30 protein-coding genes are annotated in these 26,469 nt (G+C 38.9%); 19 read left to right on the top strand and 11 right to left on the bottom strand.

The features are described from left to right. Positions 1-19: 19 nt before the first annotated feature. Positions 20-1,051, top strand: a complete 1,032-nt coding sequence (locus EHW67_RS18025; protein WP_126163779.1) for a WD40/YVTN/BNR-like repeat-containing protein — start codon at positions 20-22, stop codon at positions 1,049-1,051. Positions 1,052-1,241: 190 nt separating this feature from the next. On the opposite strand, the gene EHW67_RS18020 is transcribed toward EHW67_RS18025, so the two are convergent. Genes EHW67_RS18020 through EHW67_RS18010 form a run of 3 tightly spaced genes read right to left on the bottom strand, consistent with a single transcriptional unit; the run spans position 1,242 to position 2,766 of the window. Then, positions 1,242-1,685, bottom strand: coding sequence for a hypothetical protein (locus EHW67_RS18020; protein WP_126163778.1), 444 nt, complete (start codon positions 1,683-1,685; stop codon positions 1,242-1,244). Next, positions 1,678-2,190, bottom strand: coding sequence for a hypothetical protein (locus EHW67_RS18015; RefSeq protein ID WP_126163777.1), 513 nt, complete (start codon positions 2,188-2,190; stop codon positions 1,678-1,680). The genes EHW67_RS18020 and EHW67_RS18015 overlap by 8 nt, the downstream gene beginning before the upstream one ends. 33 nt (positions 2,191-2,223) lie before the next feature. Continuing rightward, on the bottom strand, positions 2,224-2,766 hold the full coding sequence (locus EHW67_RS18010) for an RNA polymerase sigma factor (protein WP_126164140.1): 543 nt from the start codon (positions 2,764-2,766) through the stop codon (positions 2,224-2,226). A gap of 223 nt (positions 2,767-2,989) precedes the next feature. Here EHW67_RS18010 and EHW67_RS18005 point away from each other — a divergent pair, with 223 nt between their 5' ends. After that, on the top strand, positions 2,990-3,667 hold the full coding sequence (locus EHW67_RS18005) for a uracil-DNA glycosylase (protein WP_126163776.1): 678 nt from the start codon (positions 2,990-2,992) through the stop codon (positions 3,665-3,667). 215 nt (positions 3,668-3,882) lie between these two features. Continuing rightward, positions 3,883-4,302 carry a response regulator gene (locus EHW67_RS18000; protein ID WP_126163775.1) on the top strand — a complete coding sequence of 140 codons (420 nt, stop codon included), beginning with the start codon at positions 3,883-3,885 and terminating at the stop codon, positions 4,300-4,302. Positions 4,303-4,336: 34 nt separating this feature from the next. On the opposite strand, the gene EHW67_RS17995 is transcribed toward EHW67_RS18000, so the two are convergent. The 6 genes from EHW67_RS17995 to EHW67_RS17970 form a co-directional block, all read right to left on the bottom strand. After that, positions 4,337-5,194, bottom strand: coding sequence for a substrate-binding domain-containing protein (locus EHW67_RS17995; protein ID WP_126163774.1), 858 nt, complete (start codon positions 5,192-5,194; stop codon positions 4,337-4,339). 32 nt (positions 5,195-5,226) lie between these two features. Continuing rightward, positions 5,227-6,099: a nucleoside phosphorylase gene (locus tag EHW67_RS17990; protein WP_126163773.1), complete on the bottom strand. Its 873-nt coding sequence runs from the start codon at positions 6,097-6,099 to the stop codon at positions 5,227-5,229. Between the two features lies 1 nt (position 6,100). Further along, positions 6,101-7,033 (bottom strand): DUF1835 domain-containing protein, encoded by a 933-nt coding sequence (locus tag EHW67_RS17985; protein ID WP_126163772.1) that lies wholly within the window; start codon positions 7,031-7,033, stop codon positions 6,101-6,103. A gap of 74 nt (positions 7,034-7,107) precedes the next feature. Beyond that, complete coding sequence (locus tag EHW67_RS17980) at positions 7,108-7,434, bottom strand: translation initiation factor (RefSeq protein WP_126163771.1); 327 nt, start codon at positions 7,432-7,434, stop codon at positions 7,108-7,110. A 111-nt stretch (positions 7,435-7,545) separates the two neighbouring features. Further along, positions 7,546-8,151, bottom strand: a complete 606-nt coding sequence (locus EHW67_RS17975; protein WP_126163770.1) for a DinB family protein — start codon at positions 8,149-8,151, stop codon at positions 7,546-7,548. Between the two features lie 79 nt (positions 8,152-8,230). Beyond that, complete coding sequence (locus tag EHW67_RS17970) at positions 8,231-9,181, bottom strand: isopenicillin N synthase family dioxygenase (protein WP_126163769.1); 951 nt, start codon at positions 9,179-9,181, stop codon at positions 8,231-8,233. A gap of 128 nt (positions 9,182-9,309) precedes the next feature. Here EHW67_RS17970 and EHW67_RS17965 point away from each other — a divergent pair, with 128 nt between their 5' ends. From EHW67_RS17965 to EHW67_RS17900, 14 genes are all read left to right on the top strand, one after another. Then, the gene (locus EHW67_RS17965) at positions 9,310-11,286 is read left to right on the top strand and encodes an alpha-ketoacid dehydrogenase subunit alpha/beta (protein WP_238389984.1); all 1,977 of its coding nucleotides are present in this window, start codon (positions 9,310-9,312) and stop codon (positions 11,284-11,286) included. A gap of 13 nt (positions 11,287-11,299) precedes the next feature. Next, positions 11,300-12,391, top strand: coding sequence for a sensor histidine kinase (locus EHW67_RS17960; protein WP_126163768.1), 1,092 nt, complete (start codon positions 11,300-11,302; stop codon positions 12,389-12,391). Positions 12,392-12,395: 4 nt separating this feature from the next. Further along, entirely contained in the window at positions 12,396-13,730 is a 1,335-nt protein-coding gene (locus EHW67_RS17955) for a sigma-54-dependent transcriptional regulator (protein ID WP_126163767.1), read from the top strand. A gap of 367 nt (positions 13,731-14,097) precedes the next feature. Then, positions 14,098-15,381, top strand: coding sequence for a Glu/Leu/Phe/Val family dehydrogenase (locus EHW67_RS17950; RefSeq protein WP_126163766.1), 1,284 nt, complete (start codon positions 14,098-14,100; stop codon positions 15,379-15,381). A gap of 21 nt (positions 15,382-15,402) precedes the next feature. Further along, positions 15,403-15,822 carry a GreA/GreB family elongation factor gene (locus tag EHW67_RS17945; RefSeq protein WP_126163765.1) on the top strand — a complete coding sequence of 140 codons (420 nt, stop codon included), beginning with the start codon at positions 15,403-15,405 and terminating at the stop codon, positions 15,820-15,822. A gap of 3 nt (positions 15,823-15,825) precedes the next feature. Beyond that, entirely contained in the window at positions 15,826-16,203 is a 378-nt protein-coding gene (locus EHW67_RS17940; protein WP_126163764.1) for a hypothetical protein, read from the top strand. Positions 16,204-16,538: 335 nt separating this feature from the next. Beyond that, positions 16,539-17,036: a lipocalin family protein gene (locus EHW67_RS17935; RefSeq protein WP_238389983.1), complete on the top strand. Its 498-nt coding sequence runs from the start codon at positions 16,539-16,541 to the stop codon at positions 17,034-17,036. A 114-nt stretch (positions 17,037-17,150) separates the two neighbouring features. Further along, positions 17,151-17,846, top strand: a complete 696-nt coding sequence (locus EHW67_RS17930) for an OmpA family protein (RefSeq protein WP_238389982.1) — start codon at positions 17,151-17,153, stop codon at positions 17,844-17,846. 75 nt (positions 17,847-17,921) lie between these two features. Next, positions 17,922-19,061, top strand: a complete 1,140-nt coding sequence (locus EHW67_RS17925) for an NAD(P)/FAD-dependent oxidoreductase (RefSeq protein ID WP_126163762.1) — start codon at positions 17,922-17,924, stop codon at positions 19,059-19,061. Further along, the gene (locus tag EHW67_RS17920) at positions 19,042-19,767 is read left to right on the top strand and encodes a methyltransferase domain-containing protein (RefSeq protein WP_126163761.1); all 726 of its coding nucleotides are present in this window, start codon (positions 19,042-19,044) and stop codon (positions 19,765-19,767) included. The genes EHW67_RS17925 and EHW67_RS17920 overlap by 20 nt, the downstream gene beginning before the upstream one ends. Then, the gene (locus tag EHW67_RS17915; protein WP_126163760.1) at positions 19,760-20,815 is read left to right on the top strand and encodes a type III polyketide synthase; all 1,056 of its coding nucleotides are present in this window, start codon (positions 19,760-19,762) and stop codon (positions 20,813-20,815) included. Before EHW67_RS17920 ends, EHW67_RS17915 begins: the two co-directional genes overlap by 8 nt. A 76-nt stretch (positions 20,816-20,891) precedes the next feature. After that, the gene (locus EHW67_RS17910) at positions 20,892-21,338 is read left to right on the top strand and encodes a 3-hydroxyacyl-ACP dehydratase FabZ family protein (protein ID WP_202912006.1); all 447 of its coding nucleotides are present in this window, start codon (positions 20,892-20,894) and stop codon (positions 21,336-21,338) included. Next, positions 21,331-22,617 (top strand): beta-ketoacyl-[acyl-carrier-protein] synthase family protein, encoded by a 1,287-nt coding sequence (locus EHW67_RS17905; protein WP_126163758.1) that lies wholly within the window; start codon positions 21,331-21,333, stop codon positions 22,615-22,617. The genes EHW67_RS17910 and EHW67_RS17905 overlap by 8 nt, the downstream gene beginning before the upstream one ends. Continuing rightward, entirely contained in the window at positions 22,607-22,870 is a 264-nt protein-coding gene (locus tag EHW67_RS17900) for an acyl carrier protein (RefSeq protein WP_238389981.1), read from the top strand. Before EHW67_RS17905 ends, EHW67_RS17900 begins: the two co-directional genes overlap by 11 nt. Here the strand turns inward: EHW67_RS17900 and EHW67_RS17895 are convergent. Next, complete coding sequence (locus EHW67_RS17895; RefSeq protein WP_126163757.1) at positions 22,867-23,820, bottom strand: TerC family protein; 954 nt, start codon at positions 23,818-23,820, stop codon at positions 22,867-22,869. The genes EHW67_RS17900 and EHW67_RS17895 overlap by 4 nt on opposite strands. 243 nt (positions 23,821-24,063) lie before the next feature. Between EHW67_RS17895 and EHW67_RS17890 the strand changes: the two genes are divergently transcribed. After that, positions 24,064-24,405: a hypothetical protein gene (locus EHW67_RS17890; protein WP_126163756.1), complete on the top strand. Its 342-nt coding sequence runs from the start codon at positions 24,064-24,066 to the stop codon at positions 24,403-24,405. Between the two features lie 105 nt (positions 24,406-24,510). Here the strand turns inward: EHW67_RS17890 and EHW67_RS17885 are convergent, their stop codons facing one another. Beyond that, complete coding sequence (locus tag EHW67_RS17885; protein WP_126163755.1) at positions 24,511-24,813, bottom strand: HPF/RaiA family ribosome-associated protein; 303 nt, start codon at positions 24,811-24,813, stop codon at positions 24,511-24,513. Positions 24,814-25,057: 244 nt separating this feature from the next. On the opposite strand from EHW67_RS17885, the gene EHW67_RS17880 reads away from it, so the two are divergent. Beyond that, positions 25,058-26,416: a DEAD/DEAH box helicase gene (locus EHW67_RS17880; protein ID WP_126163754.1), complete on the top strand. Its 1,359-nt coding sequence runs from the start codon at positions 25,058-25,060 to the stop codon at positions 26,414-26,416. The last annotated feature ends 53 nt before the right edge of the window (positions 26,417-26,469 follow it).

The raw sequence follows: 26,469 nt of genomic DNA, 5'->3' as shown, positions 1-26,469 counted from the left end.
TTTGGGGAAAATTATACATATGCGCAATTATTTGGTGATTGTAATTCTATTGTTTCTGGCTTCATGCGTAGATAATAAGCAAACAGGCAAGTTCAATACTGTTGAAATCCAGACTGTTTTTACCGACTCCCTGAGTATCAGGACTATTGAAATCATGGGGGCTAATAATGTGGCTTTTGCTGCCAACAAAGGGGCATTTGGCCTACTAAATCCCGAAAATGGTCAGGTTAAGGTAAATACTCAGCTTTATGATAGTATAGTGCCAGAATTTAGGGCAACTTCCCATAACTCTTCCGACTTCTTTATGCTCTCCATTGGGAGTCCGGCTTTACTGTACAAAACCGGGGATCAAGGAGAAATGCAACTGGTGTACCTAGAAGAAGACGAAGATGTATTCTATGACGCCATGACCTTTTGGAATAATCAAGAAGGCATAGCCGTAGGGGATAGTATGAATGGATGCCTGTCTATTATAATTACAAGGGACGGAGGTTATAGCTGGAATAAGATCCCCTGCTCTTCTTTGCCAAAAGCCGAAAAAGGCGAGGGAGCCTTTGCCGCCAGCAATACCAATATTAAGGTATTGGGCAATAAAGCCTGGATAGGAACTAGCAAGGGAAATGTTTATTATACCGAGGACAAAGGCTTTAGCTGGCAAAGTATTAAAACTCCCATTGAAAGTGGCTTGGATACCCAAGGAATTTTTTCCGTTGATTTTTATAATGAAAATATAGGTTTTGCCATTGGTGGTGATTATACCCAACCCCACATTAATGTCGCAAATAAGGCTATTACAACGGATGGGGGCAAAACCTGGCAACTGATAGCCAGTGGAACGCTACCCAACTTTAGAAGTTGTGTACAATTTGTTCCCAGTGCCAACGGGGAACAATTGGTTGCTTTAGGTTTCAAAGGAATTGCCTACTCCCATGACTCCGGTGCCACTTGGAAACAACTGTCCAATGAATCTTTTTATACAATGCGATTTCTGAATGATAGCATTGCCTATGCAGCCGGAAAAAACCGAATAGCAAAACTCCTGTTTAAATAGGCACAGAACCTACTAATAGAAGGGTACACCATTTAAGATTGCTAGGATTATCCATTACTTCAAGTTTTATTAATGGTGAAACACGCCTTGTTAGGTGATATTTTTTTTAGGGCGAAGGATAATTGTCATCGCTGTTACAAAACAATGTTCTACAGAACTAACTAATGGAAGGACAAACTAATAGTATCCTCTAATTATTTCTTTGCCTGTATTGTTTTATCAAGTGACGCTTAAAGTCTTCTTCTGAACGCATCAGCAAAATAGTTTTTTTCGCAGAAATTGTTTTGGACACTTTTTCTATAAAGTCTCTTTGAGCCAACCGTTTTTCCTGTTCCAATTTTTTAATACGCATTAAAAGATCATTAGCTTCAGCATCAGTGAGCTCATCCAATTTTTTGATATCCTCACCTATATCAAAGCGTTCGGTCTTGTAATAGCCTTCTTTTTTACTCTCGTAATCATTATAAATCGGCCAAAATACTTGAGCCTCTTTAGGGCTGAGTTCCAAGCGCTCTGTTATAAAAGCCACTTTAAGTGCTTTTATTTTTTCCCAATTAGGGCGTTTCTGTGCCTGGAGTTCAGTACAAAAGGTAAATAGAAATATGGGGACTAATATTTTAAAATATCTATTCATTGTCATGTAAGTTTAATTCTTCAAAATCATCAATATTGGAATTTATATAATCTACAATATTTTCATCTTCTATTCTATATTTCAGCATATCGTTCATATCCATTTCCTCTATTGGCAGCATTTCGGCCAACTCATAGGAACTTATGCCCAAATCATCAAATTCCAAATAGTTTTCTATGTCAGTATTGGCCAGGTCCGAATAAGTGGGGGTGCCGTCTACATTCCATTGAACGCCTAAATATACTAGTATTACAGCTGCTACGGAAGCGGCTATATAGTAATATTTTTTATATGGGTTAAGAGCGATGACCTGAGTATCACCCTCATTTAATTTTCTATATATTTTGTCCTCCAGACTGTCAAAATAACCTTCGGGCACCTTAAAGCCTTCATTTTTAGACTCAATAGGCGCCTCCATGGCAACCTTGTCCATAATTTGATCCGTCAGGGAATCAAAATATCCCTCGGGAACTTTAAAGTTATTATTTTCGTTAATTTTTTCCATTACAATATTTTGACGTTGATCTATTCAAAAGGTTTAATTATCCTTTAAAAAGGCTTCTATCTTTTTTGATGCCAAATGATAAGACGCCTTTAGGCCACCTACGGAGGTCTCCAAAATTTCGGAAATCTCTTCGTATTTCAATTCTTGAAAGTACTTCATATTAAAAACCAACTTTTGTTTTTCGGGAAGCGAAGCAATGGCCTTTTGTAGTTTATGCTGTATTTCATCACCTTCAAAATAAACATCCGCCCTTAAATTCTCGACTGCCTTGTTCACCAAGTGCTCATTGCTTACCTTTAACTTCTGGGATTTGGATTTAAGGAAAGATAATGCTTCATTAGTCGCTATACGATACATCCACGAGTACAATTTACTATCTCCTTTAAAACCATCTATATTCCGGAACACTTTTATAAAGGTATTCTGCAAAACATCATCGGCATCATCATGATTTAAAACAATACGTCTTATATGCCAATACAACCGTTCCTTGTAGGTGTTTATCAACACCTCAAAGGCTTTCGCCTGCTGGTCTTTTTGTTTTAATTGTAATACTAATGTTTCTTCTTCAATCAACATAGTTAACTTAAGTTCCATTATAAGACAACAAAATAGTCAAAAGGTTTATTTTGCCCCATCTAGAATTAACTAATATATAGAATCTAATTAAAGCTTGGAGGTCATTTCTATATTTTGATATCCTTTTAAACCGTTTAAAACAGCTGTTTTTTAGTACTTTTGGAATTATAACAATCTAAAGGTAAACAATCTTAATACAAGCTTATAGCCATATAAATTTATGCGATCTGACCCCATATTTACCATACCAAAGAGCTGGCAATCCCTTATACTTCCGGAGTTAGACAAACCCTACTTTAAAAACCTACAATCTTATGTAACACAGGAATACAGCCAGCACCAGTGTTACCCAAAGAAGGCAGACGTCTTTGCTGCATTGCAACATTGTCCTTTAGAAGAAACAAAGGTGGTTATTATAGGTCAGGATCCATATCACGGTCCCAAACAGGCCAATGGGCTTTGCTTTTCGGTAAATGAAGGAGTGTCCCATCCACCCTCCTTGACCAATATTTTTAAGGAATTGGAAAGCGATATAAAAAAGGCATACCCTAGCAGTGGTAACTTAAAACCATGGGCAGAGCAGGGGGTGCTTTTGCTCAACGCTACCCTAACCGTTAGGGCCAACCAAGCCGGTAGCCACCAGAAGCAAGGGTGGGAGACATTTACCGATACCCTTATCCAAAAGCTCTCCCAAGAACAACAAAATCTGATTTTCTTATTATGGGGAGGGTTTGCAAAAAAGAAATCCAGGTTGATCAATGTCAATAAACATCATATTTTAAGCTCTGGTCACCCTTCCCCTTTGAGTGCCAATAGAGGGTATTGGTTTGGTAACAGGCATTTTAGCAGCACCAACAAAATTTTGTCCGATAATGGCAAGAGCCCTATTCTATGGTAAATAGATTTTATTCCTAATTTTAGGACTAAGTATTATCCAGTTTTAAAATTACACAAGTCAATAGTTGTTTTTTAACATTTCATTCACATTAAAAATCACAAGATTTTTACTTAAAAGCATCTATGAACGAGCAAGTAAATTTATATTTGTATTTTTTGTTAAAATTTATATTTCAAATAAAAAAACTACTTTTAGTTTAAAACAATAAAAGGTTAATGAATTCTATAAAATTAGAAAGGGTATTATTGGTAGATGATGATGGCACTACCAATATGTTAAATAGACTTTTTTTAAAGAAACTTATTCCCGATCTAGAAATAGATACCGTAATGGATGGGCACAGGGCATTAGACTTCATTGAAGCCAATATTGACGATATAGAAAAAGGTAGTTTTTTGGTAATCTTGGATATAGAGATGCCCATAATGAACGGTTGGCAGTTCCTGGAAGCCTTTAACATCCTTTTTAGACAAGAGGAAAAAGAAAAGATCATCATTGCAGTACTAACCGCCAATGCCTGTGAAGAAGTAACCTACAAAGCACTTTCCAACCCTAGGGTTAAAGAATGTTTGCACAAACCTTTATCCGATATAAATTTCAGGAAAATAATCCAAACTTATTTCTACGAATCCTAATTCTTCCCAAAGACGCGCTTATTAACGGATATCTTTATTCTCTTGTAGAGTATACTAGATTGGCTACCGCTAATTTCTTTTCTAGGAGATTTAGATCCAATAAGGTGTTTTGGACCTGTTCCAGAGTTTTTGCTTTTATATTGCTCTGGCCCCATTCTGTTAAGCTCAACCAGTGTTGTATATCTTGTAGCTGCTGATTGTAATTTATGGACAAACTCCTGTCTATACTGGGTATTAATTTAAAATCGGAGGTATAAATATTAATTACTTCCAAGATATGGGATAGGGTGCCTGGGTTTTTGGCTATGAATCTATCTGTTGCCGCAACCACAAAACACGGCCATGGAGTAGGGCAATCTGTTATTCTTCTAAAAACGCCTTGATCAACCAGCGGCTTGGTGGTAAAGCGCTCCCACATAAAATAATCGGCTCTTCCATCCGTCAACGCAGAAATAGCGCCTTCTAAATTATTGACTACTTCAAATTTTAGGTCTTGGGTATCCCAACCATTGTTCTTGGCATTGACAAAGGCCATAAGGTGACTGCCACTTCCAAATCTGCTTATGGCAGCAACCTTATTCTTCAGATCCCCTAGTTCTGTATAATTACTTTTGGCAGCCACATGTATACCCCAAAATAAAGGGGTAGCTATGTATTCCTGAACAATTTTAGAAGGATTACCTTCTGATATACTCTTTACTAAACCCTCTGTAAGAATGATGGCCAGATCTGTTTTACCTTCCTCCAATAGACTGGCCATTTTACCTGTGCCTTCCGGAATATCCTCCCATTGCAAATCTATTCCTCGAGCTTCAAAAGCCCCTTCTTCAATGGCCAAATGCCATGGAAAATTAAAGTGTTCCGGAACGCCTATTATTTTTACTTTTTTCAAAACTTTTCTATTAATTGATTTTACTGATACCCTTAGGCATTTACTATCCTCTCCAGAGTATAAGCAATTAACTTGTCTATATGCTTGTTGGGATTATTGGAGAACTCTGTTGTTGCCCTGTTAGCTACTATGGCATTAAGGCTTACCGCTCTATGCCCTAATAATTTTGCCAGTCCATATATCCCTGAGGTTTCCATTTCCAGATTGGTTATCCTTAGGTCACCATATCTAAATCTGGCTAATTTGTCATTCAATTCGGCATCCCCTAAGCCAAGTCGCAAGCTTCTTCCTTGCGGACCGTAAAAACCTACATTAGTAGCGGTAAAACCCAATTGCATCGTGCTGGAATTAAAGCGGCCTGCAAGGGAAGCATCACATTGAACCACATAGGGATCTGATAGCCCACCAAACCAATTGCTATTCTCCAGAAATGCCTTTTGGATCTCCATATGTTGAATGTGCCGACTGTCATAAAAATGCAACAGGCTATCCAGCCCCATGGCGTATTCGCTCAATATAAAAGAATCCACTGGGATATCGGGCTGAATTGCTCCAGAGGTACCAATACGTACAATATCCAAGCTAGTCTTCTTGTCCCTAATAGACCTTGTTTTAAGATCTATATTGACCAGGGCGTCCAACTCATTTAATACAATATCAATATTGTCTGTACCTATACCTGTGGATATCACACTTATGCGCTTGTTATTTATACGCCCAGTATGTGTAATAAATTCGCGCTTGCCTTTTTTTAGCTCAACATGGTCAAAATGTTGGGACACCAATTTAACCCGGTCTGGATCACCAACGGTGATAACGGTATCTGCTATATCTTCAGGTAATAAATTAAGGTGGTAAATGCTTCCATCAGCATTAAGGATAAGCTCGGATGAACCAAAATTCATTCTATAATTTTAGGATGCGATTTGTTTCGGAATTGTAAAGGAAATTATATTTCAAGGCACCTCCCAAATAAGCGTCATTTTCTTGTATACAGGAATAGTAGCTGGTTTTCCCCTCTAAAATTTCCTTCCCTTTTTTAGAAAGCCTTACGGGGTTAAAATTGGAGAAAAGAGGTTTTAATTTGGTTATCACCCTTTCATACTGTGTATCTCCAAAGCCGTAAACTCCTTGATTGTTCAATACGGCGTTCATTAAAGCCAACTTTGTTTTAGGCTTGGTATCAACGGCCAACTTCAGAATATTATTTTCTACCGCATTAAGTCCGTTTTTAATGGTAGGAAAACGCAATAAATGGGCTTCTATGGCCCCAGAAAGATGGGCAAATTGAAAACTGTCAAAGTCTTTCAAATTTTCTAATCTAATAGGGTTGTCACTACAATACAGTTGCCAAACATAATCCGCGTATTCCACATCATCTTGGGTTAAAAGCGTACGATTATTGAATACTTTTCGCAATTGATCGTCATTTAAACTGCCTAATCCCAATAAATTATCAGTTTTAACCTCCTCATCACCGCTAACCAAGGAAATTTGGGCATAGGGCCTATGGCTCTTTAACCAACTAATAACCGCCAACATATTTATTTGATCAAAAAGATCATTTTCAAACCACAACACTATGTGGTCCTCTTGTTTGTGACTACAAAGGGTACGGTATTCTTTTAAGGTTTTATCTATAAACCAAGATTTGGAGATTTTATAGTTTTTATTTAAAAACTCGAATCTAGTTTTCCAAAAAGATTCACTCCCCACGTTGGTTTCAGTCTTACCCTCGCACAACATTTCGCGCCAGGTAATGATATCACCCTGTAAATTTAGGGTCCTTAATTTTTCGGTGAGTACATCACCGTTCGTTATGTGTAATTGGGAACTCATTGTCTTTGGTGGTTTAGGTTGTGACTAATAAATGTAGTGTTTTCTCTTAAAAACCAAAAATAATTAACAAAAATCTAACCTCCAACCCGTTTTACCTTGAATCCTTTGTCTTGTAGTATTTTCATGATTTTATCCCTATAATCCCCTTGGATAATAATGGAATCGTTTTTAAAGGTGCCACCTACACTAAGTTTGGTCTTTAATTCCTTGGCCAATTTCTTAAAATCCTTTTCTGCTCCGTTATAACCTTCCAAGATGGTGATAGGTTTCCCTTTTCTTTTTTCGTACTTACATATTATAGGCTCGTCCTGCAGCCATATATCACTCTTTTTTGTAGTTTTTTCTTCTTCAGACGGCTGATGATCGGGAAATAGATTTTGTAATTGATCTTTTAAGTCCATTATAATCTTATTTTATTGTGCTAATATAGGCTCCATACATTAAAAAAAGAAACCCATCCTATCCATTTACGGATTTATACTGATGGGTTAATCATTGTTGCTATTATATTACTATGACTTGGGAAAGCCAGGGTCTTCCTTTATTTCTTCCATTTGCCGAATATGCCGTTCCGTATGAGCCGACATAAATAGAACCATTTGATAGGAATCAATTGTCCCGAACGGAAATTGTTGATAACGGTTTCTTAAATCATCCTGGGTTGTCTTAACATACTCAATATGTTCCTTCCTCTTGGATTTAAATTCTTCTACTGTTTCCTCAAAGCTCCCGTATTTACCGGAAGGCTCAAAAGCCTTGCTAGTCTTCACCTTATTACTCCGATCTACTATCATAGCAATAATCTGTTCATCTGGCAACTTAACTTCATCCCTCCTAGAGGGATCGGCCTCTGTATTTAATGACTGCATCAACATGTCAAATATTGAGTTCTCTGAAATAGCCAGGTGCTCTGCACATTCGGCAATAGACCAGGAGTCAGCCACGACCTTATAATTCAGTTGTTCCTTACTTAATCCGTCCAACGTACTGGTAAAACGATCGTGTGTTTTATTCAATTCGTCAATAGCAAACTTTCTTTCGGCATTGGTCAGGGTAGTGTCTACCAGGCTAAATGCCATTACTACCAATACCACCGCGGGCAACATAATTTTTTTCATAGTGTTCTGTATTATATGTTAACTAATTTGGGCACATAGGTCCCAAGGCACATGAACTCTATAAAAAATTGGATTATGCCTATTTTTTAATGAGTCCCAACTCAATCAGCCGCTCGTGTAAAAACTCCCCTGCAGTGATGTCCTCAAATTGTTTTGGATGTTCTTCATCCACACAATTGTCCAAACAATTTAGTGGCATCTCACTAATGGGGTGCATGAAAAACGGCACGGAATATCTAGAGGTTCCCCACAATTCTTTTGGTGGATTTACCACTTGATGTATGGTCGATTTTAGTTTGTTGTTGGTTAAGCGAGATAGCATATCGCCCACATTGATCATAAGTTGATCCGGTTTGGCTATGGCATCTACCCATTCTCCCTCATGGTTTCTTACCTGTAGTCCCTTTCCATGGGCTCCCATAAGCAAGGTTATTAAATTAATATCCCCATGGGCCGCAGCTCTAACGGCATTTTTGGGCTCATGGGTAATTGGAGGATAGTGAATAGGTCTTAATATGGAATTTCCGTTCTTAATATACTCGTCAAAATAGGTTTCTTCCAATTCTAAATGTAAGGCCAGGGCCCTTAATACATATTGGGCTGTCTTTTCCAGCATTTTATAGGTCTCCTTACCCACTTCATTAAAATAGTCCAACTCCGCCACCTGAACATTTGAAGGGTATGCCTTTTCCAATTCGGGATCATTTTCAACATACTGTCCAAAGTGCCAAAATTCTTTTAAATCGCCCTCTTTTCTGCCTTTGGCATGCTCCTTTCCAAAAGAGGTGTACCCACGTTGCCCACCAATACCTTCAATTTCATATTTATCCTTGGTCTCCTGGGGTAGATCAAAGAATTTTTTGATTTCAGAATACAGATCACCAACTAATTTTTCAGATAAAAAGTGACCGCTAAGTGCCACAAAACCAATATTCTCAAAAGCACTGCCAATTTCTTTTATAAATTTTTTCTTTCTTGTTGGATCGCCGGATATAAAATCTTCTAGATTTACACTGGGTATTGCACTCATCGTCTTACATTTTTAGATAAACCAAAGTTAATAATATAAAGACAATCTTATTGCCATTATATGCTACTTTGTTTTTGCCTTTTGTTACATTTATGCAATATTATATAGAAAAAGCAGAAAAACATAACATGCAATACAGAGCAGATAGTGTAGATAAGGCTATGCAATTACAGCTTTATCAGCGTATGCTAAAACCCCGTTTAATAGAAGAGAAAATGTTAATTCTCTTACGCCAGGGAAAAATTAGCAAATGGTTCAGCGGAATTGGTCAGGAGGCCATATCCGTAGGGGTGACCAGTGCCTTGAGAAAAAACGAGTATGTTTTGCCCATGCACCGTAATTTGGGAGTTTTCACCACTAGGAACATTCCCTTACACCGATTGTTTGCCCAGTGGCAGGGAAAGGGGAGTGGTTTCACCAAAGGTCGGGATAGAAGTTTCCATTTCGGAAGTCAGGAATACAGGATAATTGGAATGATTTCCCATTTGGGACCACAATTGGGGGTAGCAGATGGCATTGCTCTTGCAGATGTCCTAAATAACAGAAATAGGGTAACTGCTGTTTTTACGGGTGAAGGCGGTACCAGTGAAGGAGATTTTCATGAAGCCATGAATATTGCAGCTGTATGGGATTTGCCGGTATTGTTCTGTATAGAGAATAACGGCTATGGCTTGTCCACTCCTACCTCCGAGCAATATAAATGTACAGATTTGGCTCAGAAAGGGGTTGGTTATGGGATGGAGTCGCACATAGTGGACGGGAACAATATTTTGGAAGTGTTTTCAAAAGTAGATGAACTATGTAAAAGCATTCGCAAAAACCCTAGACCGGTACTAATCGAATTCAAAACTTTTAGAGTGCGGGGGCATGAGGAGGCCAGTGGCACCAAATATGTGCCGACGGAATTGCTGGATACCTGGTCTGAAAAAGATCCATTGGTTAATTTCGAAAAATTTTTGGTGGACCAAAATATTCTTACCCCCGATCTCATAACAACTTTTAGGAATGAAATATATTCTGAAATTGATTTCAACCTAAAAAAAGCCTCTGAGGAACAGGATATAGTCTTTGATGAAAAGAGGGAACTATACGATGTTTACAAAGCGTTCGACTATACAGATCACCATGCTGGCGAGGAAAAAGAAAACATAAGAATGGTGGATGCCATTTCCCAAGGGTTGAGACAATCTATGGAAAAACATGGGCATCTAGTACTTATGGGTCAGGATATTGCCGAATATGGCGGAGTATTCAAAATAACAGATGGTTTTGTAGACCGCTTTGGCAAAGAAAGGGTACGGAACACGCCAATATGTGAATCGGCCGTTGTTTCCACCGCCATGGGATTATCTATTAACGGAATGAAGTCGGTTATGGAAATGCAATTTGCAGATTTCGCCAGTACCGGATTTAATCCAATTGTAAATTATTTGGCCAAGATCCACTATCGCTGGGGGGAACATGCAGATGTAGTGATTAGAATGCCTTGTGGAGCAGGGGTGGGAGCAGGACCATTTCATTCACAGACCAATGAGGCTTGGTTTACAAAAACACCGGGATTAAAAGTGGTTTACCCTGCTTTTCCCATAGACGCCAAGGGCCTATTGGCTACTGCCATAAATGATCCAAATCCCGTACTATTTTTTGAACACAAAGGTCTCTATAGAAGTGTATACCAAGACGTCCCCACAGATTACTTCACTACACCCTTTGGAAAAGCCGCCCTGTTACGCCATGGGACAGAGGTTACCATTGTCTCCTACGGCCTGGGAGTGCATTGGGCCCTGGACACCTTAGGGAAAAATCCCCACATAAAAGCAGACCTTTTGGATCTTAGAACATTGCAACCCTTGGATATAAAGGCTGTTTACGATTCCGTGAAAAAGACCGGAAAATTAATTATACTACAGGAAGACAGTCTATTTGGTAGTATTGCCAGCGATATTTCGGCCATGGTAATGGAGAACTGTTTTCAATATTTGGACGCTCCTGTAAAGCGAGTGGGAAGTTTGGAAACACCTATACCATTTGCCAAAAACCTAGAAGACCATTACCTCCCCAAAAACCGTTTTGAGGAAGAACTTATTAAGTTGTTATCCTATTAAAAATTATAGATAGATGATTTCAGCAGAAGAAAAGTTAAACGAACGCATTAAGGAGCTCACCTGTTTATATGAGGTAACCTCCATAATTGTAAATTGCGATTACAACCAAATAGAAGACGCCCTTAAGGGCATTCTACACTGCCTACAGAAAGCCTGGCGATATAATAAGGATGCACAGGTAAAGTTAGATGCCAGTGGCTACACCATAGTAACTTCCAATTTTCCAAAAAATCCCATTTGCCTGGAGTCGGGCATAAAAGTATTCAACAAAAAAGCAGGAATAGTACAGGTGGCATATCCCAACGACAAATACTCCGCGTCCGATTTTTTAAGGGAAGAAAAAAAATTGCTGCAGAACGTGTGCTTGGAAATAGGGAACCTTTTGGAAAGAAAACAGATTAAAGACAATGAAATAATTATCAAACGAAAGATGGAACGGGCAGACCGACTTGGGATACTGGGAGAAATTACTGCCGGAATAGCTCATGAGCTAAATACACCATTGGCCAATATTTTAGGGTTTGCTGAATTACTGAAAAGTAGGATCATGGAAGACACACAGGCCGTTCAAGATCTTGACAAGATTATAAATAGCGCCATATTCTCTAGAGAGGTGGTAAAAAAGCTTATGTTTTTTGCCTGCGAAATGCCACAACAGATGTCCCTGGTAAATATTAACCCTATAATTACGAGCGCCTTGCACCTCATGGAACCCAGTTTAAAGAAAAAGAAGATCATTCACCAACTGGATTTTAGTAATCCAGAGGTCTTTCTAAGGGTAGACACCATACAGCTTACCCAGGTAATCTTTAACCTAGTGCTCAATGCCATTTATTTTTCACCCGTAAAGGGTAGAATAACAATTTCCGTTAAGGAAGAAAAGAAACAGGTAAGTATCAGCATAACAGATCAAGGTCCCGGGGTTTCTTCAAAAATAAAAGACAGGATTTTTGAACCTTTTTTTAGCACCAAGCCTGTAGGAGAGGGCTCTGGATTGGGACTTAGTGTGGTACATGGTATTATTAAAAGCCATAAAGGGATGATAAAGTTCCGATCCAATACCCCCAAAGGAACTATATTTACTATTGATTTTCCGAAAATTTAAGGCTATGGGATTAAATAAAGAGAATGTATTGATTGTAGATGACGATATAAATATTTTGGAGCTTATCCATAGGCACCTTCAATCCTTTAATTACCATTCTTATAAGGCTGTATCCGTAAAAGAGGCTCTGGCTATACTGAAAGATTCTAAGATAGATCTATTGATTACAGACTTAAAAATGCCCGATGTAGACGGACTGCAATTAATTAAATACGTATCCGAGCATTATCCACAGTTGCCTAAATTAGTGGTTACAGGTTATCCCTCTGTAGACGATGCACTTAGCGTGATAAAATCTGGCGCCATTGACTATCTGGTAAAACCTTTTACCAAGGAGGAATTAAAGAATGCTGTCCTAAAATCATTTTCGGGTAGGATACATCACCAAATTAGCCCAAATAAGACCTTAAAAAATAAATTGGATAAACCAGAGGCCTATGGAGAATTAATAGGCAGCTCCCAAGCCCTTAAGAAGGTTACGGAAATAATAGACCGGGTTAGGGACAATAAGGCCACGGTTTTGATAAACGGGGAAAGTGGTACCGGAAAAGAATTGGTTGCCCGGGCCATACACTATATGGGAAAGTATTCGAGGGCTCCGTTCATTGCGGTTAATTGTGGTGCCATACCTGAAAATTTATTGGAAGCAGAATTATTTGGCTATACCAAAGGAGCCTTCACAGGCGCTAACGAAAACCGCAATGGTTTTTTTCAGGCAGCCAATAAAGGTACGCTTTTTTTGGATGAAATAGGCAACGCTTCCGCTGCTGTACAATCCAAGCTATTAAGGGCCCTTCAGGAAAAGGAAGTGGTAAAAGTAGGCTCTCAAAAAGTCGAGAAAATTGATATTCGAGTCATTGCCGCAACCAACAATAACCTATTGTCCCTTGTAAAGAAAAAAATATTTAGGGAGGATTTATACTACCGCTTAACGGTGGTGGATATTGAAGTACCGCCCTTGAGGGACCGGAAAGAAGATATTCCAGCACTGGTAGACAAATTTCTATTAAAATACGGTGTAGAGTACAAAGACCAACTTATTTCCATTTCTGCCAGCGCCATGGAATTATTGAAACGCTATAACTGGCCAGGAAACATAAGGGAGTTGGAAAATGTTGTTCAAAGAGCCGTCATTATGTGCGACAAAAAAATTGAAATAGATCAATTACCCAACAACCTAAAATACAAAATAGATTTTCCGGAAGACACCATGCTGCCCTTACACGAAGTGGAAAAACGGTATATCCTAAAAGTACTGGAGGCAACCGGGCACAATAAAACCAAAGCGGCCGAAATATTACAGATAGACCGCAAAACACTACGGCAAAAAATAAAATGATTTCCGCCTCATTTTCCTAGCTGGGGAATAACGCCCCAGCTGGGGAAATCCTCCCATTTAAACAATAAACTTCCAGTATAGAAAATTACCTTTAATTATCTGATTGTTAGATTGTTAAAAATAATTCTAAACTTTCTTTTGTTTTTTGGCATCCTACTTGCCATAGGTATATTTCTTAATTATATCGCTATGAGAAATTATGTTAGCCTATGCCCAAGTTGTAAGTATTATAAGTCTTGCGTGCTTACTAAAAACAAAAATCGCATATGGAGTTGTAATGAATTTCATATGGCCGATTCTGGTGCTATGCACCAAAAAAATGATTTAAATATAAAAGCCGAAGCAAGCTTAATCTAAATTGAATTATATGTTAACACAATCAAAATTGCCATTAAAACAAGGCATGCTGGAGAACGTTATGCGTCAATTTAACCATGCGGCCGATATCATTGAACTGAATAGCAACATTAGAAAAATACTGAGCATTACCAATAACGAACTACTCATCCATTTTCCAGTAAAGATGGACAATGGTGATGTTGAAGTCTTTACCGGATACCGGGTGCAACACAACAACGCATTAGGCCCTTATAAAGGCGGACTGCGTTATCATCCAACGGTAGATATAGATGCTGCAAAAGCCTTGGCTATGTGGATGACCTGGAAAACCTCTTTGGCCGGGTTACCGTATGGGGGAGCAAAAGGGGGAATTCAAATAGACCCTTCAAAATATTCCAATGCAGAATTGGAGCGGATTACTAGGCGTTTTACGTATGCCCTGGGTGACAATATTGGCCCTGAGCATGATATTCCAGCTCCAGATGTAAATACCAATGCACAAACAATGGCGTGGATCGTAGATACTTATATGTCTACAAAATCCCCGGCGGAAAGATCAAAAAACCAACATGTGGTAACTGGAAAGCCTTTGGGTTCTGGTGGATCGGAAGGAAGGGACAGAGCTACTGGGTACGGTGTTTTTCTTAACATCAAACTGTGGGCACAAAAGAAAAAAATAGCCTTAAAGAATAAGCGGTTTATAGTTCAAGGATTTGGTAACGTAGGATATTGGACTGCACATTTCCTAGAAAAGGAAGGAGCTAGATTGGTTGGGGTACAGGATGCCAATGGCAGTATAACAAACCAACAGGGTATAGAAGTGTCCAAATTGTTCCATTATATGCAACAAAACAAAGGAAGCATCGTAGACTATCCACTATCACAAGCCATAAGCAACGATTGTTTTTTTGAATTGGACTGTGATATCTGTGTACCTGCCGCCTTGGGAAATCAAATCACAGCTGGAAACGCTGGCAAAATAAAAGCCTTTCTTATCGCAGAAGGAGCTAATGGGCCAACGGACGTAGAAGGGGAGGAGATATTACTGGCAAATGGTGTTGGGATTATACCAGATATACTATGCAATTCTGGTGGAGTTATCGGCAGTTATTTTGAATGGCTCCAAAATAGAAACGGGGAACTATGGCAAATGGACGAGGTATTGGCCAAATTGGAAAAGAAAATGAAGGAGGTCTTTGAAAAAGTCTATGAAACCGCTGAGAATAGGGACGGGGACATGAGAACTGCCGCCTATATCATCGCAATAGAACGGATTGAAAAAGCCTATTTGCAACGAGGGATTTTCCCATAAATAATTGAAAAAAATAAATTTATGAAGTACGGAAATTTAGTGCTGGAAAAAAAGGAATTTGTACTGTTAAAGCAATTGGTAAATGTATCCGGGTTTTATACGGATAATACCTATAAGAATTCAATCAAAAAACTAACCGAAGAACTGAAGTCGGCCATCGTTTACAGTGAAGAAGAAATGCCAAAGGATGTTATTCGCTTTAATTCCATGGTGACCATCTCGGCAGGCAACGGTTGGTCCAAAACATTTCAGTTGGTAATTCCTTCATTGGGCGATTTTAAAAACAGTAAGATTTCTATCTTAACCCCCATGGGTGCGGCCGTAATGGGGTATGCCAAAGGAGATGATATAATTTGGGAATTTAGAAATGGGGAACAGACCCTTCAGGTTTCCAATGTAGAACAGCAGCACAACACCATTAACTCTGATATATTGTTATAAGCTATGCAGGTATTTTATGAACATGATTCAGACAACAAGCTAATTGCCAGAAAAAATGCGCTGGAGCTCAATAATTGGATACAACATTTGGTGAGTACCGGAGAAGAACTGGAACTTTTGGTCAACATAGCCAAGAAACTACCAGAGGCCCAAGACATGGTAACTAGCTTAAAGGAATTGGCACTGGACAACAAATTACAACTTGCAGTTCTCTACAGATACAAAAATTCCATGGTAAACATTCACGAGTGCGAGGATATGGAATGTGATACATATTATGTAAACAAACATGAGGAATATCGAGCCGAATACCGCTCTATCTTGCACACATTTTCTAAAATAAAAATTGATCTCTATAATATGATATTATTGTTGATTTAAAGTTGGTTTTTTAACAGTCTGTTTGTTGGTTAAAATTAGAGTTTTTTGACTGTTAATGCACAAGGGAAAGCACTGCTTTCCCTTGTTTTCTTTATAGCTTTTCCCATTGAGCCTTTTCACATTTAAATTCTCCACCCTGGAATGTCAACATAACCTCTTAGGTTAAAAATATTTGTATTGCAGCAAAACGGCGCACAAGCAATAAGGTAATTTTGACCATAAACAATTATGTCATAGTTCTGTGCCATAACATCTTAGCAAATAGGTTAAGATTATTTTGGTTTCGGCTCATACTTTTTTTAGCTATGGCACGTATATAAAAAGGAATATTAAATATGAAAAATATGTATTTAAAAAAGTTTTTGTTCTTAGTGTTGATTACCACTGGATTGGTAATATCCTGTTCGGTTTCCAAGTCGGCCAGACAGGACCGGAGTATTATTAATGGCAATTGGGTCTTAAACAATGTTTCCTACGAAGGAAGCTCGGGGAAGTTTTCTTCTGTTCTCTTCAATGATGCCGATGCCAGTTGTTTTGAAGGCAGTAGTTGGTTTTTTAGAAACAACAATAGCACAGGTAGCTATATGTTGACCGATGCTACCAATTGCAATGGCGATGAACGCTTTATCCGCTGGTCCGTTGTAGACAGGGAAGGCATGTCCAGTCAACTTCAATTTAAGTTTATCAACGAGAAATATAAGGACATCTCCGGAGGTTTGGGCTATAGATTGGATATAGAGGCTCTGACCGAACAATATATGAAACTAACTTCAAAAGTACAGGTAGAGGGAGATCCGGTGACCGTTGTATACGAATTTTCTAAAATAGAGTAAGGCAAAATTTTCATTTTAGATGGGGGAGGCCACATATAGTTTCTAAATATGGGTTTGCCAACAGTATTAGCGAGGACATGAAATAACAATTGCATTAATTAAATAATAAAAGAGATGAAAAAAATAATAGTAAGTAGTTTATCAATTTTAATGGTTTTGGTCACCTTTAGTAGTTGTCAGGCAATTAAAAACACCAACAACAAACAAAGGGGAGCTGCTACGGGCGCTGCCGGTGGTGCTGTTGTTGGGGGAGTCATAGGCAACAACGTTGGAAAAGGCAATAATACCGCTTTAGGCGCAATAATTGGTGCCGTGGTAGGGGGAGTTGCCGGGGGTTATATTGGCGACAGAATGGATCGCCAGGCAGAACGTATTGAGGAAGAAATCCCTGGGGCAGAGGTCACTAGGATTGGTGAAGGAATCAACGTTACCTTTAACGAGGATGCCGGTGTTTATTTTGACACCAATAAATCTGACGTTAAGGGAACCTCTGCGACCACACTGGATAACTTGGTGGGGATCTTAAAGGAGTATCCAGACACCAATATTTTGGTGGAGGGCCATACCGATAGCGCCGGACCAGAAGATTACAATATGAACCTCTCCAAACAACGTGCACAGTCTGTCACCAATTACCTCATTACACATGGTATTTCAGGTAGCAGATTAACAACTGCATGGTATGGCGAGAACCAGCCCAAGGCTGATAATGCTACCGCGGAAGGAAAGGCAAAAAACCGTAGAGTAGAGCTGGCCATCGTGGCCAATGAAGAACTACGGCAGGAGGCCATTCAAAAGGCGAAACAATAAAAACAACATTGTAAAGATTCTTAAAACCCGACGCAATCCGTCGGGTTTTTTGTTTATTTTCTGTACCTTTTAGTAATGGAATCATTTGATGTCATAATTGTTGGGGGCGGACTAGCGGGTTTAACTGCCGCTTTGCACCTGAGAAAGGAAAATTACAATGTGATTCTTTTTGAAAGTCGAGAATACCCTAACCATAAGGTCTGTGGCGAATATATTTCCAATGAAGTGGTCCCCTATTTGGAGTTCCTAGGGGTTTCCTTGCCCAAAACCTGTGGGTTAAATAAACTTTTGGTGAGTACTGCCAAAGGAAAAACTTTGCGTTCCAAATTACCCCTAGGTGGACTTGGTATTAGTAGATACACCTTTGATCATTTGCTATATAAAAAGGCCCTTACCTTGGATACTACTGTTTTACATGAACAGGTTACCAATATCTCCTATGATAAAGACGAATTTAAAGTATCAACAGAATCAGGAAAAATATTCAAAGGTAAAATTGTCATTGGCGCCTACGGCAAAAGAGGAAGTTTGGACAAGCAGCTGAAGCGCGACTTTATCTACAAGAAGTCGCCTTGGCTGGGTGTAAAGGCCCATTATAAAATGGATTCATTTCCGGATGATTTGGTGGCTATCCACAATTTTAAGGGAGGCTATGGCGGATTATCCAAAATAGAGAGTGGATCCGTTAATTTTTGTTATTTGGTCAATTACAACAGTTTTAAAGAGGAAGGTGATATGGTAAGTTTTGAACATAATGTAATTAGGAAAAACCCTTTCTTGAACAGTTTTTTACAGGGCGCCAAAATGTTATTTGATAGACCCCTGGCCATTGGGCAGATTTCCTTTTGTAAAAAAAAGCCCGTTGAAAACCACATACTCATGTGTGGTGATACGGCCGGGCTTATTCATCCGTTATGTGGAAATGGCATGGCCATGGCCATACACAGTGCTAAAATTGCCTCAGAAATAACACATAGTTTCTTTAAAATTGCATCCTTTGATCGACACAAATTGGAACGGGAGTACCAAAGCAGCTGGCAAGCTATGTTTAGACAAAGATTGTGGGTGGGTAGGCAATTACAACAGCTTATAACACATGAAAAGTTATCCAATTATGCCATGGGGGCCATGGCCCGTTCCCCATATATATTAAAAAAATTGATAAAGAATACCCATGGTCCAATAATCCAAGCCAATGAATTTCAAAGAACGTAGTACCGAGCCCGAAGCTATGGATAGTCCCAAAATGGACCCATTGCTATTAAAAAAAATATATGCCGATATTAATAAGGTAAACAAGGTACTTCTCGGCTTTTCCATTACCATCAAGGCTATTAAAAGAATAATGAAAAAATATCCCAGAAATAGCTACACCATTTTGGACATGGGTTGTGGGGATGGGGCTATGTTACGGGAAATAGCTCTTCACTTTAAAAACAAGGCTGTCGTTTTAAAGCTAGTGGGTATCGACATAAATTCCAAGTCTATTGAATTGGCCAAGGAAGCTTCAAAGGATTACCATAACATACAATTTAAATTGTGCAATATTTTAGATGTGGATGAAATGGGGCTACAATGTGATATTTTATTGTGCACCTTGACCCTGCATCATTTTAAATCAAGTGAAATACCCATATTTATAGATCAATTTACAAAACTTAGTAGATTGGCAACAATTATCAATGATTTACAAAGAAGTAAGGCATCCTACTACCTTTTCATTCTCTTTAGCCTTATTTTTATAAAAACGAATATTGCTAAAAAAGATGGATTAATTTCGATAAAAAGATCATTTACCAAAACGGATTTGGTTGCTTTTTCAAAATCAGTACCCAGCCATATTCATGAAATAAAATGGAAATGGGCGTTTAGATACCTATGGATAATACGTAAACAGCAGAATAAAGTAACTTATGAATAACGTCAGGATAGTAACCGCTGCCAAGGCATTGCCCAATTTCTCTAGGGAGACCAAGGATATATTACCCTTTGTTCAGAATTGGCTAAAGGACCAGGATAGTAGGTTTCAGCGTAAGGTCCTTAAAATTTTTGAGGGTGCCGCTGTAAATAAGCGTTATAGTATAATGAGCCCCGAGGCCGTATTTGGCGTTACCTCCTTTGAGGAGAAAAACAATGTTTACATCCGTGAAATTAAAAAATTGGGCAAAAAAGCCATGGAAAAGGCCCTTTTAAAAAGCGAATGGCAACCAGAAAGTTTGGACTATATCATTACAGTAAGCTGTACTGGCATCATGATCCCTTCACTGGATGCCTATTTAATAAACGATTTAAACCTGAGACAGGACATTGTACGTTTGCCCGTCACAGAAATGGGGTGTGCAGCAGGTATTTCTGGCCTAATATACGCCTCTAACTTTTTAAGATCCAACCCAGAAAAAAGAGCTGCAATCGTTGCTGTTGAGAGTCCAACCGCAACCTTTCAACTCAATGATTTTTCCATGGCCAATATGGTAAGTGCCGCGATATTTGGCGATGGCGCCTCTTGTGTTCTGCTGTCTTCTGAAAAGGAGGCCAAAGGGCCTAAAATAGTAGGGGAGGGGATGTACCATTTTTACAATGCAACCCATATGATGGGTTTTGATTTGACCAATTCTGGCCTAAAAATGATTTTGGATCCCATGGTGCCACAGACTATCGCTGAACATTTCCCCAAAATAATCCATCCCTTTTTAAAGCGTTTCAACAGTTCCATTGAAGAGGTTGATCATTTAATTTTTCATCCTGGGGGAAAGAAAATTGTTGAGACCATAGAAGGGCTGTTTGGCGAGTTGGGCAAAAATATAGATGATACGCGCGAAACATTGTGCCTTTACGGAAATATGAGCAGCGCAACCGTACTGTATGTACTGGAGCGATTTTTGGATAAACCAATTCCGAAAAGTGACCAAGGCCTAATGTTGAGTTTTGGACCTGGTTTTTCGGCACAACGGATATTGTTGGAGTGGTAATAATAGATTTAAATCCCTCTCAAGCTGCAGTTTAAAGATGTGGCATTAATTAAAACAATAATTATATTATAGGCTGATGGTAGATAGAATAATCAAAAAATTGCCATACACGGATCCTTTTCTCTTTGTTGATAACATTGAGTCGGTAACCGAGAATTCAATCGTAGGCAACTATACATTTAATAAAAACGAGTCTTTCTACCCAGGCCATTTTAAAAATAATCCTGTAACACCTGGGGCAATACTAACAGAGTGTTGTGCACAAATTGGTTTAGTATGCTTGGGAATTTATTTATTGCAGAAGGAGGGAACAAATATTCAAGAAATGCAAATCGCCCTTAGTAGTTCGGAAATGCAATTTTTATTACCGGTTTATCCCTTGGAAACTGTTACGGTTACCTCCTCTAAAATCTATTTCCGGTTTAATAAATTAAAATGTTCCGTAAAGATGCATAATAAGAAAGGGGCAGTGGTCTGTACAGGCATATTGTCCGGGATGTTAAAAGAAAAAAACAATGAATAATAGAGTTGTTGTTACCGGGCTTGGCGTATGTGCTCCAAATGGGGTGGGTTTAACCAATTTTTATAATGCTTTGTACAACGGCAATAGCGGAATACGCTTTCAGCAAGAATTGGCCGATCTGGACTTTGGTTGTCAGATAGCAGGAAAACCTTCAGTGTCCACAGCCTTAATGGAAAATTATTTCACCCCGCTACAACTTAAAGGGTTAAACTCCAGTGGTATCGTCTACGGGGTCTTGGCAGGTACCGATGCCTGGATGGATGCGGGTTTACAAAAGGCAGATAGATTAGAACCCTCTTGGGATAGCGGCATTGTATTTGGCACAGGTTTATTGGGAGTAGATAAATTAAAGGAAGCTATTCAGTTAATAGACAACCATAATTGCCGCCGATTGGGCAGCAATAGTGTTATGCAGACCATGGCCAGTGGCATAAGTGCCTATTTAGCCGGTATTTTAGGATGTGGTAACCAGGTGACCTCCAACTCCTCGGCATGTGCCACTGGTACAGAAGCGGTAATTATGGGAATGGAACGTATTAGGTGTGGAAAGGCCTATAGAATGCTGGTAGGAAGTTGTAATGATAGCGGCCCCTATATCTGGGGAGGTTTTGATGCCATGCGCATACTACCTTCTTCCTATAATGATAGCCCTCATATGGGAAGTAGGCCCATGAGCAAAAATGCCTCGGGATTTGTTCCGGGAAGCGGGGCAGGGGCCTTGGTCCTAGAATCCCTGTCCAGTGCTTTGGAAAGGGGCGCTTACATTTACGCAGAAGTTTTGGGAGGTGCGGTCAACAGTGGAGGGCAACGGGGTAGTGGCAGCATGACAGCCCCCAACCGCGAAGCCGTTCAACGTTGCATCTTGGATGCCCTATTTGACGCCAAGATAAAAAAAGAGGAAGTGGATGTTATTAACGGACATTTGACCGCCACCTCAAAAGACGTTGAAGAAATTGCGAATTGGGCCGAAACCTTGGACAGATATGGCAAAGATTTTCCGCTTATAAACTCTACAAAAGGTATAACCGGACACTGTTTGGCGGCTTCGGGTAGTATAGAATGCGTAGCCTCCCTACTACAGTTCCAACAAGAGGTGGTTTTTGGCAATATAAACTGTGATCCCCTACACCCAGAGATCACAAAATTGTGCCACCCCTCCAGAATACCCCTAAAAACAATAGCCTATAAGCCAAATGTCACGGCAAAGGCAAGTTTTGGCTTTGGTGATGTAAATGCCTGTGTTATCTTTAAATCATATAAAAAAACGGATGATGGATAAAAAAGAGCAGTTTAAAAAAGTAAAGGAAATAGTCACTGTATACCTACCGGAAGATGTGCCAAAAGAGGCTATTTCCAAAGAAAGCAATCTAATCAATGAATTGAACATAAACTCCGCCAATATGGTAGATATTGTTCTGGATGTGGAAGATGCCTTTGGAATTAGACTAGAAAACAGTGACATGGATCAAATACATACCATTGAGGATGCCTTGAACATCATTAATCAAAAAGTAGTAAACAAAAATAATTAGACACCCTCAGAAACTTCGGATTGTGGAATTAAAAGGGAGGAAACAATACCAGCTACCAAAGACATTGATATTACTGACAATGAAACCCATTCAGGAATCTCAATATGATGAGAGAACAACATTTTTAACCCTACAAAGGCCAATATAACTACTAGACTATAATTAATATACCTAAATTTTTCCAGCATTCTTGAAATAAGGAAATACATGGAACGCAGCCCCAGAATAGCTAAAATATTAGAGCTAAAAACAATAAATGGGTCGGCGGTAATGGCCAAAATAGCGGGAATACTATCCAAGGCAAATAATATATCGGTTAATTCTATAACCACCAAGGCAACAAAAAGGGGAGTAGCAGCGGTAACCCCCATACGTTTTACAAAAAAATCGTGTCCTTTTATTGCTGTGGTAATGGGATATAATTTTTTTATATTCCGAAAAACCATGGATTTTTTCGGGTCAAAAGTATCGTCGTCGGACCTGAGCATTTTAAAGGCCGTATACAGTAGGAAGACTCCAAAAACATAAATAATCCATTCAAATTTGGTTATTAGGGCAACACCGAACACAATCATTAAGGCCCTAAATACAATGGCTCCTAAAATCCCCCAAAATAACACCCTGTGTTGGTAAATGGGAGGAATCTTGAAAGCCGAAAATATTACGGCGATCACAAATACGTTGTCCACGCTCAGGGAAAGTTCTATAAGGTACCCGGTAATATATTTAAGAACAGCACCCTTGGGAGTAAGTCCTGTGGGATTGTCTATGATACCACTGGCAAACAGCCAATAAATAACCGCACTAAAACTTAAGGCAACAGTTACCCATATAGCGGTCCATATACCAGCTTCCTTGGATTTTATGACATGTTCATTTTTGTGAAAAACCCCAAGATCCAAGGCTAAAAATATAAAAATCAAACAAATAAAAGACCCCCAAACCAGCATATGATATTATTTTGAAGCCACAAATGTAAGCATCATTTTATAGGAATTAAAGGAATAAAGGACATTCTCCAAGCCTTCCAATTTGGCCATCCATTTTGCATCATATTGGTGTGAATCCCGGGTGAAAAGGGAAAAAATAGACGCAAGATTCAAAAAACACGTTGAATGGTACTCTTAACCAGCGAAATAGGTTTTAATTGGTTAAAAAAAATCTTAACTTGGAGGGAACACTATTTATAAAAGATGAAAAAGGGAATATACAGCACTGTAATGCTGTTGTTTATGTTTTTTTACCTTACACAGGCTATGGCCCAAACTAAGGTAAAGGATACCCTTGGAAAGAAACCTAATATTGAAGAATTCACCGTATTGGAAAAATATGAGCCCACTATGATTGTTTCTGCCAAGGACAGGATCCGTTTAAAAAAAGAAAGAATACGGGAGACCAAAAGAAAAAGACGAATTTTGGATAGCTTGGATATTTCTGATAGGAAAAGGAAAAAACTGCTAAAGGACCTTTACCGAAATCCGTTTTCCGAACGCCTGGCCAAAACCCTTGCGGATGTGGAATTTCAGGATAGGTAGTTTTATGGAGTGCAATAACGTAACTTAATTCAGGCTAAAAAAAATGCCCCGGCAAGCTTCAGGGCTTGTCGGGGCATTTTTTGGCGCCATTGATTAACAATGTAGCTAATGGGTTTTCATTTTACTCTTTCTTTTTTCCAATTGACGTTCCAAATCTTGGACCGATGCAGCAATGGACATTTCAAATTTACCGTTATTGGACTCCGCAAACAATCGGGGTCCAGGGGCACTAAGTCTAATATTGCAGATTAGCCCAGTATCTGGGGAAGAGGTGTTTTCTTTTTTAAAGAATACATCCGCTCGTACTATAAAATCATATTTGTCCTCTAATTTATCCAATTTTTTTGCCGCTAATTCTTCCAGTCTGGCACTGGCTTTTACATCATCATATACAAAATTGATATTCATACTTTAGGGTTTTTAGGTTAACAGATCCCAGTTGGATCAGGATTATATTCTGGAAATTAAGTTAGTCTTTATTTTTTACAAAGCAAAGGGAAATTAATGGTAAATTCTTACAATACACAATATCAGATCCTTGGGAATTAATAGGCATTGGGGATCTTTTTACCCCCTACACGGATCATCAACATTTGGATGCAGGGCCGTTATAAAGATTATAAACTTTACCTTTGCTTCAAAATATTTAAAAATGAGCAGCTTTAGTGATTTCAACCTATCAAAACAATTACACTATGCCATTGAGGATTTGGGGTTTAAGGCTCCAACTCCCATTCAGGCAGATGCTTTTTCGGTAATTATGTCGGGAAAGGACATGGTAGGCATTGCACAAACAGGTACAGGAAAGACCTTTGCCTATATGCTGCCTATATTACAACAACTGAAATTCTCCAAACAATTGAGCCCAAGAGTCCTGGTTATGGTACCAACCAGGGAATTGGTATTACAACTAGTAGACAATATTGAAGCTTATTCCAAATATTTAAGCCTTAGGGTATGTGGTATATACGGCGGAGCCAACATCAATACCCAACGACAGGCAGTTGCACAAGGTTGTGATATTTTGGTTGCCACTCCGGGTAGACTGTACGACCTTAGCTTGGATAGAACTGTGAAATTAAAGGATATCAAGAAGTTGGTAATCGATGAAGTTGATGTAATGCTGGATCTGGGATTCCGATTTCAAATAACCAATATATTTGACCTGATACCTAAAAGAAGGCAGAATATTATGTTTTCTGCAACAATGACGGAAGAGGTCTCCAGATTGATTGACGACTATTTTATTGCTCCGGAAAAAGTATCCGTTGCGGTTAGTGGAACTCCACTGGAAAATATAGAACAACAGCTGTATGCCGTTGAAAATTACTATACCAAAGTAAATCTTTTGGCTTATCTGCTAAAAGACAAAACAATCTACCGTAAAGTTTTGGTGTTTGTTTCCAATAAAAGAAGTGCCGACAGGTTGTTTGAGGCTATGGGAGAGAAGTTTGGTGCTGAGACTGCCGTTATCCATTCCAACAAAACACAGAATTACAGAATACGCTCCATTAAACAATTCGATGAAGGAAAAAATAGAATACTTATTTCTACCGACGTTATGGCCAGGGGATTGGATTTAGAGGAAATTACACATGTAGTTAATTTTGATACCCCGGTCTTTCCTGAAAATTATATGCACCGGATAGGAAGAACAGGCAGAGCAGAAAAGAAAGGTAACGCCATATTATTTTACACCAAAAAGGAAGAGGAATACAAAGAGGCCATTGAAAATCTAATGGATTACAAAATCCCCCAACAGCCCTTTCCGGATGCTGTACAGGTATCCGAGGAACTGGCTCCAGAGGAACGTCCTAAAAAAACGGAGCCCAACAATCCTATAGGAACATCCGAATTGGACGAGCGTGGCCCTGCTTTTCACGAAAAATCCGAAAAGAACAAAAAGGTTAACCAGGGCGGATCGTACAAGAGAACCATTGCCAAGAAATACAAAAAGCCTATTACCAGAGGGGATAAAAGATTTGCAAAAAAAAATAAGAAAAGAAAATAATATATTTCTAAAATATATCATTTTAGGGTTATTTATTTAATGTAATACTTTAG

Origin of the sequence: Arenibacter aquaticus (genome assembly GCF_003957295.1) — a bacterium.
Lineage (GTDB): Bacteria > Bacteroidota > Bacteroidia > Flavobacteriales > Flavobacteriaceae > Arenibacter > Arenibacter aquaticus.
This window is presented reverse-complemented; position numbering and strand designations above follow the sequence as displayed.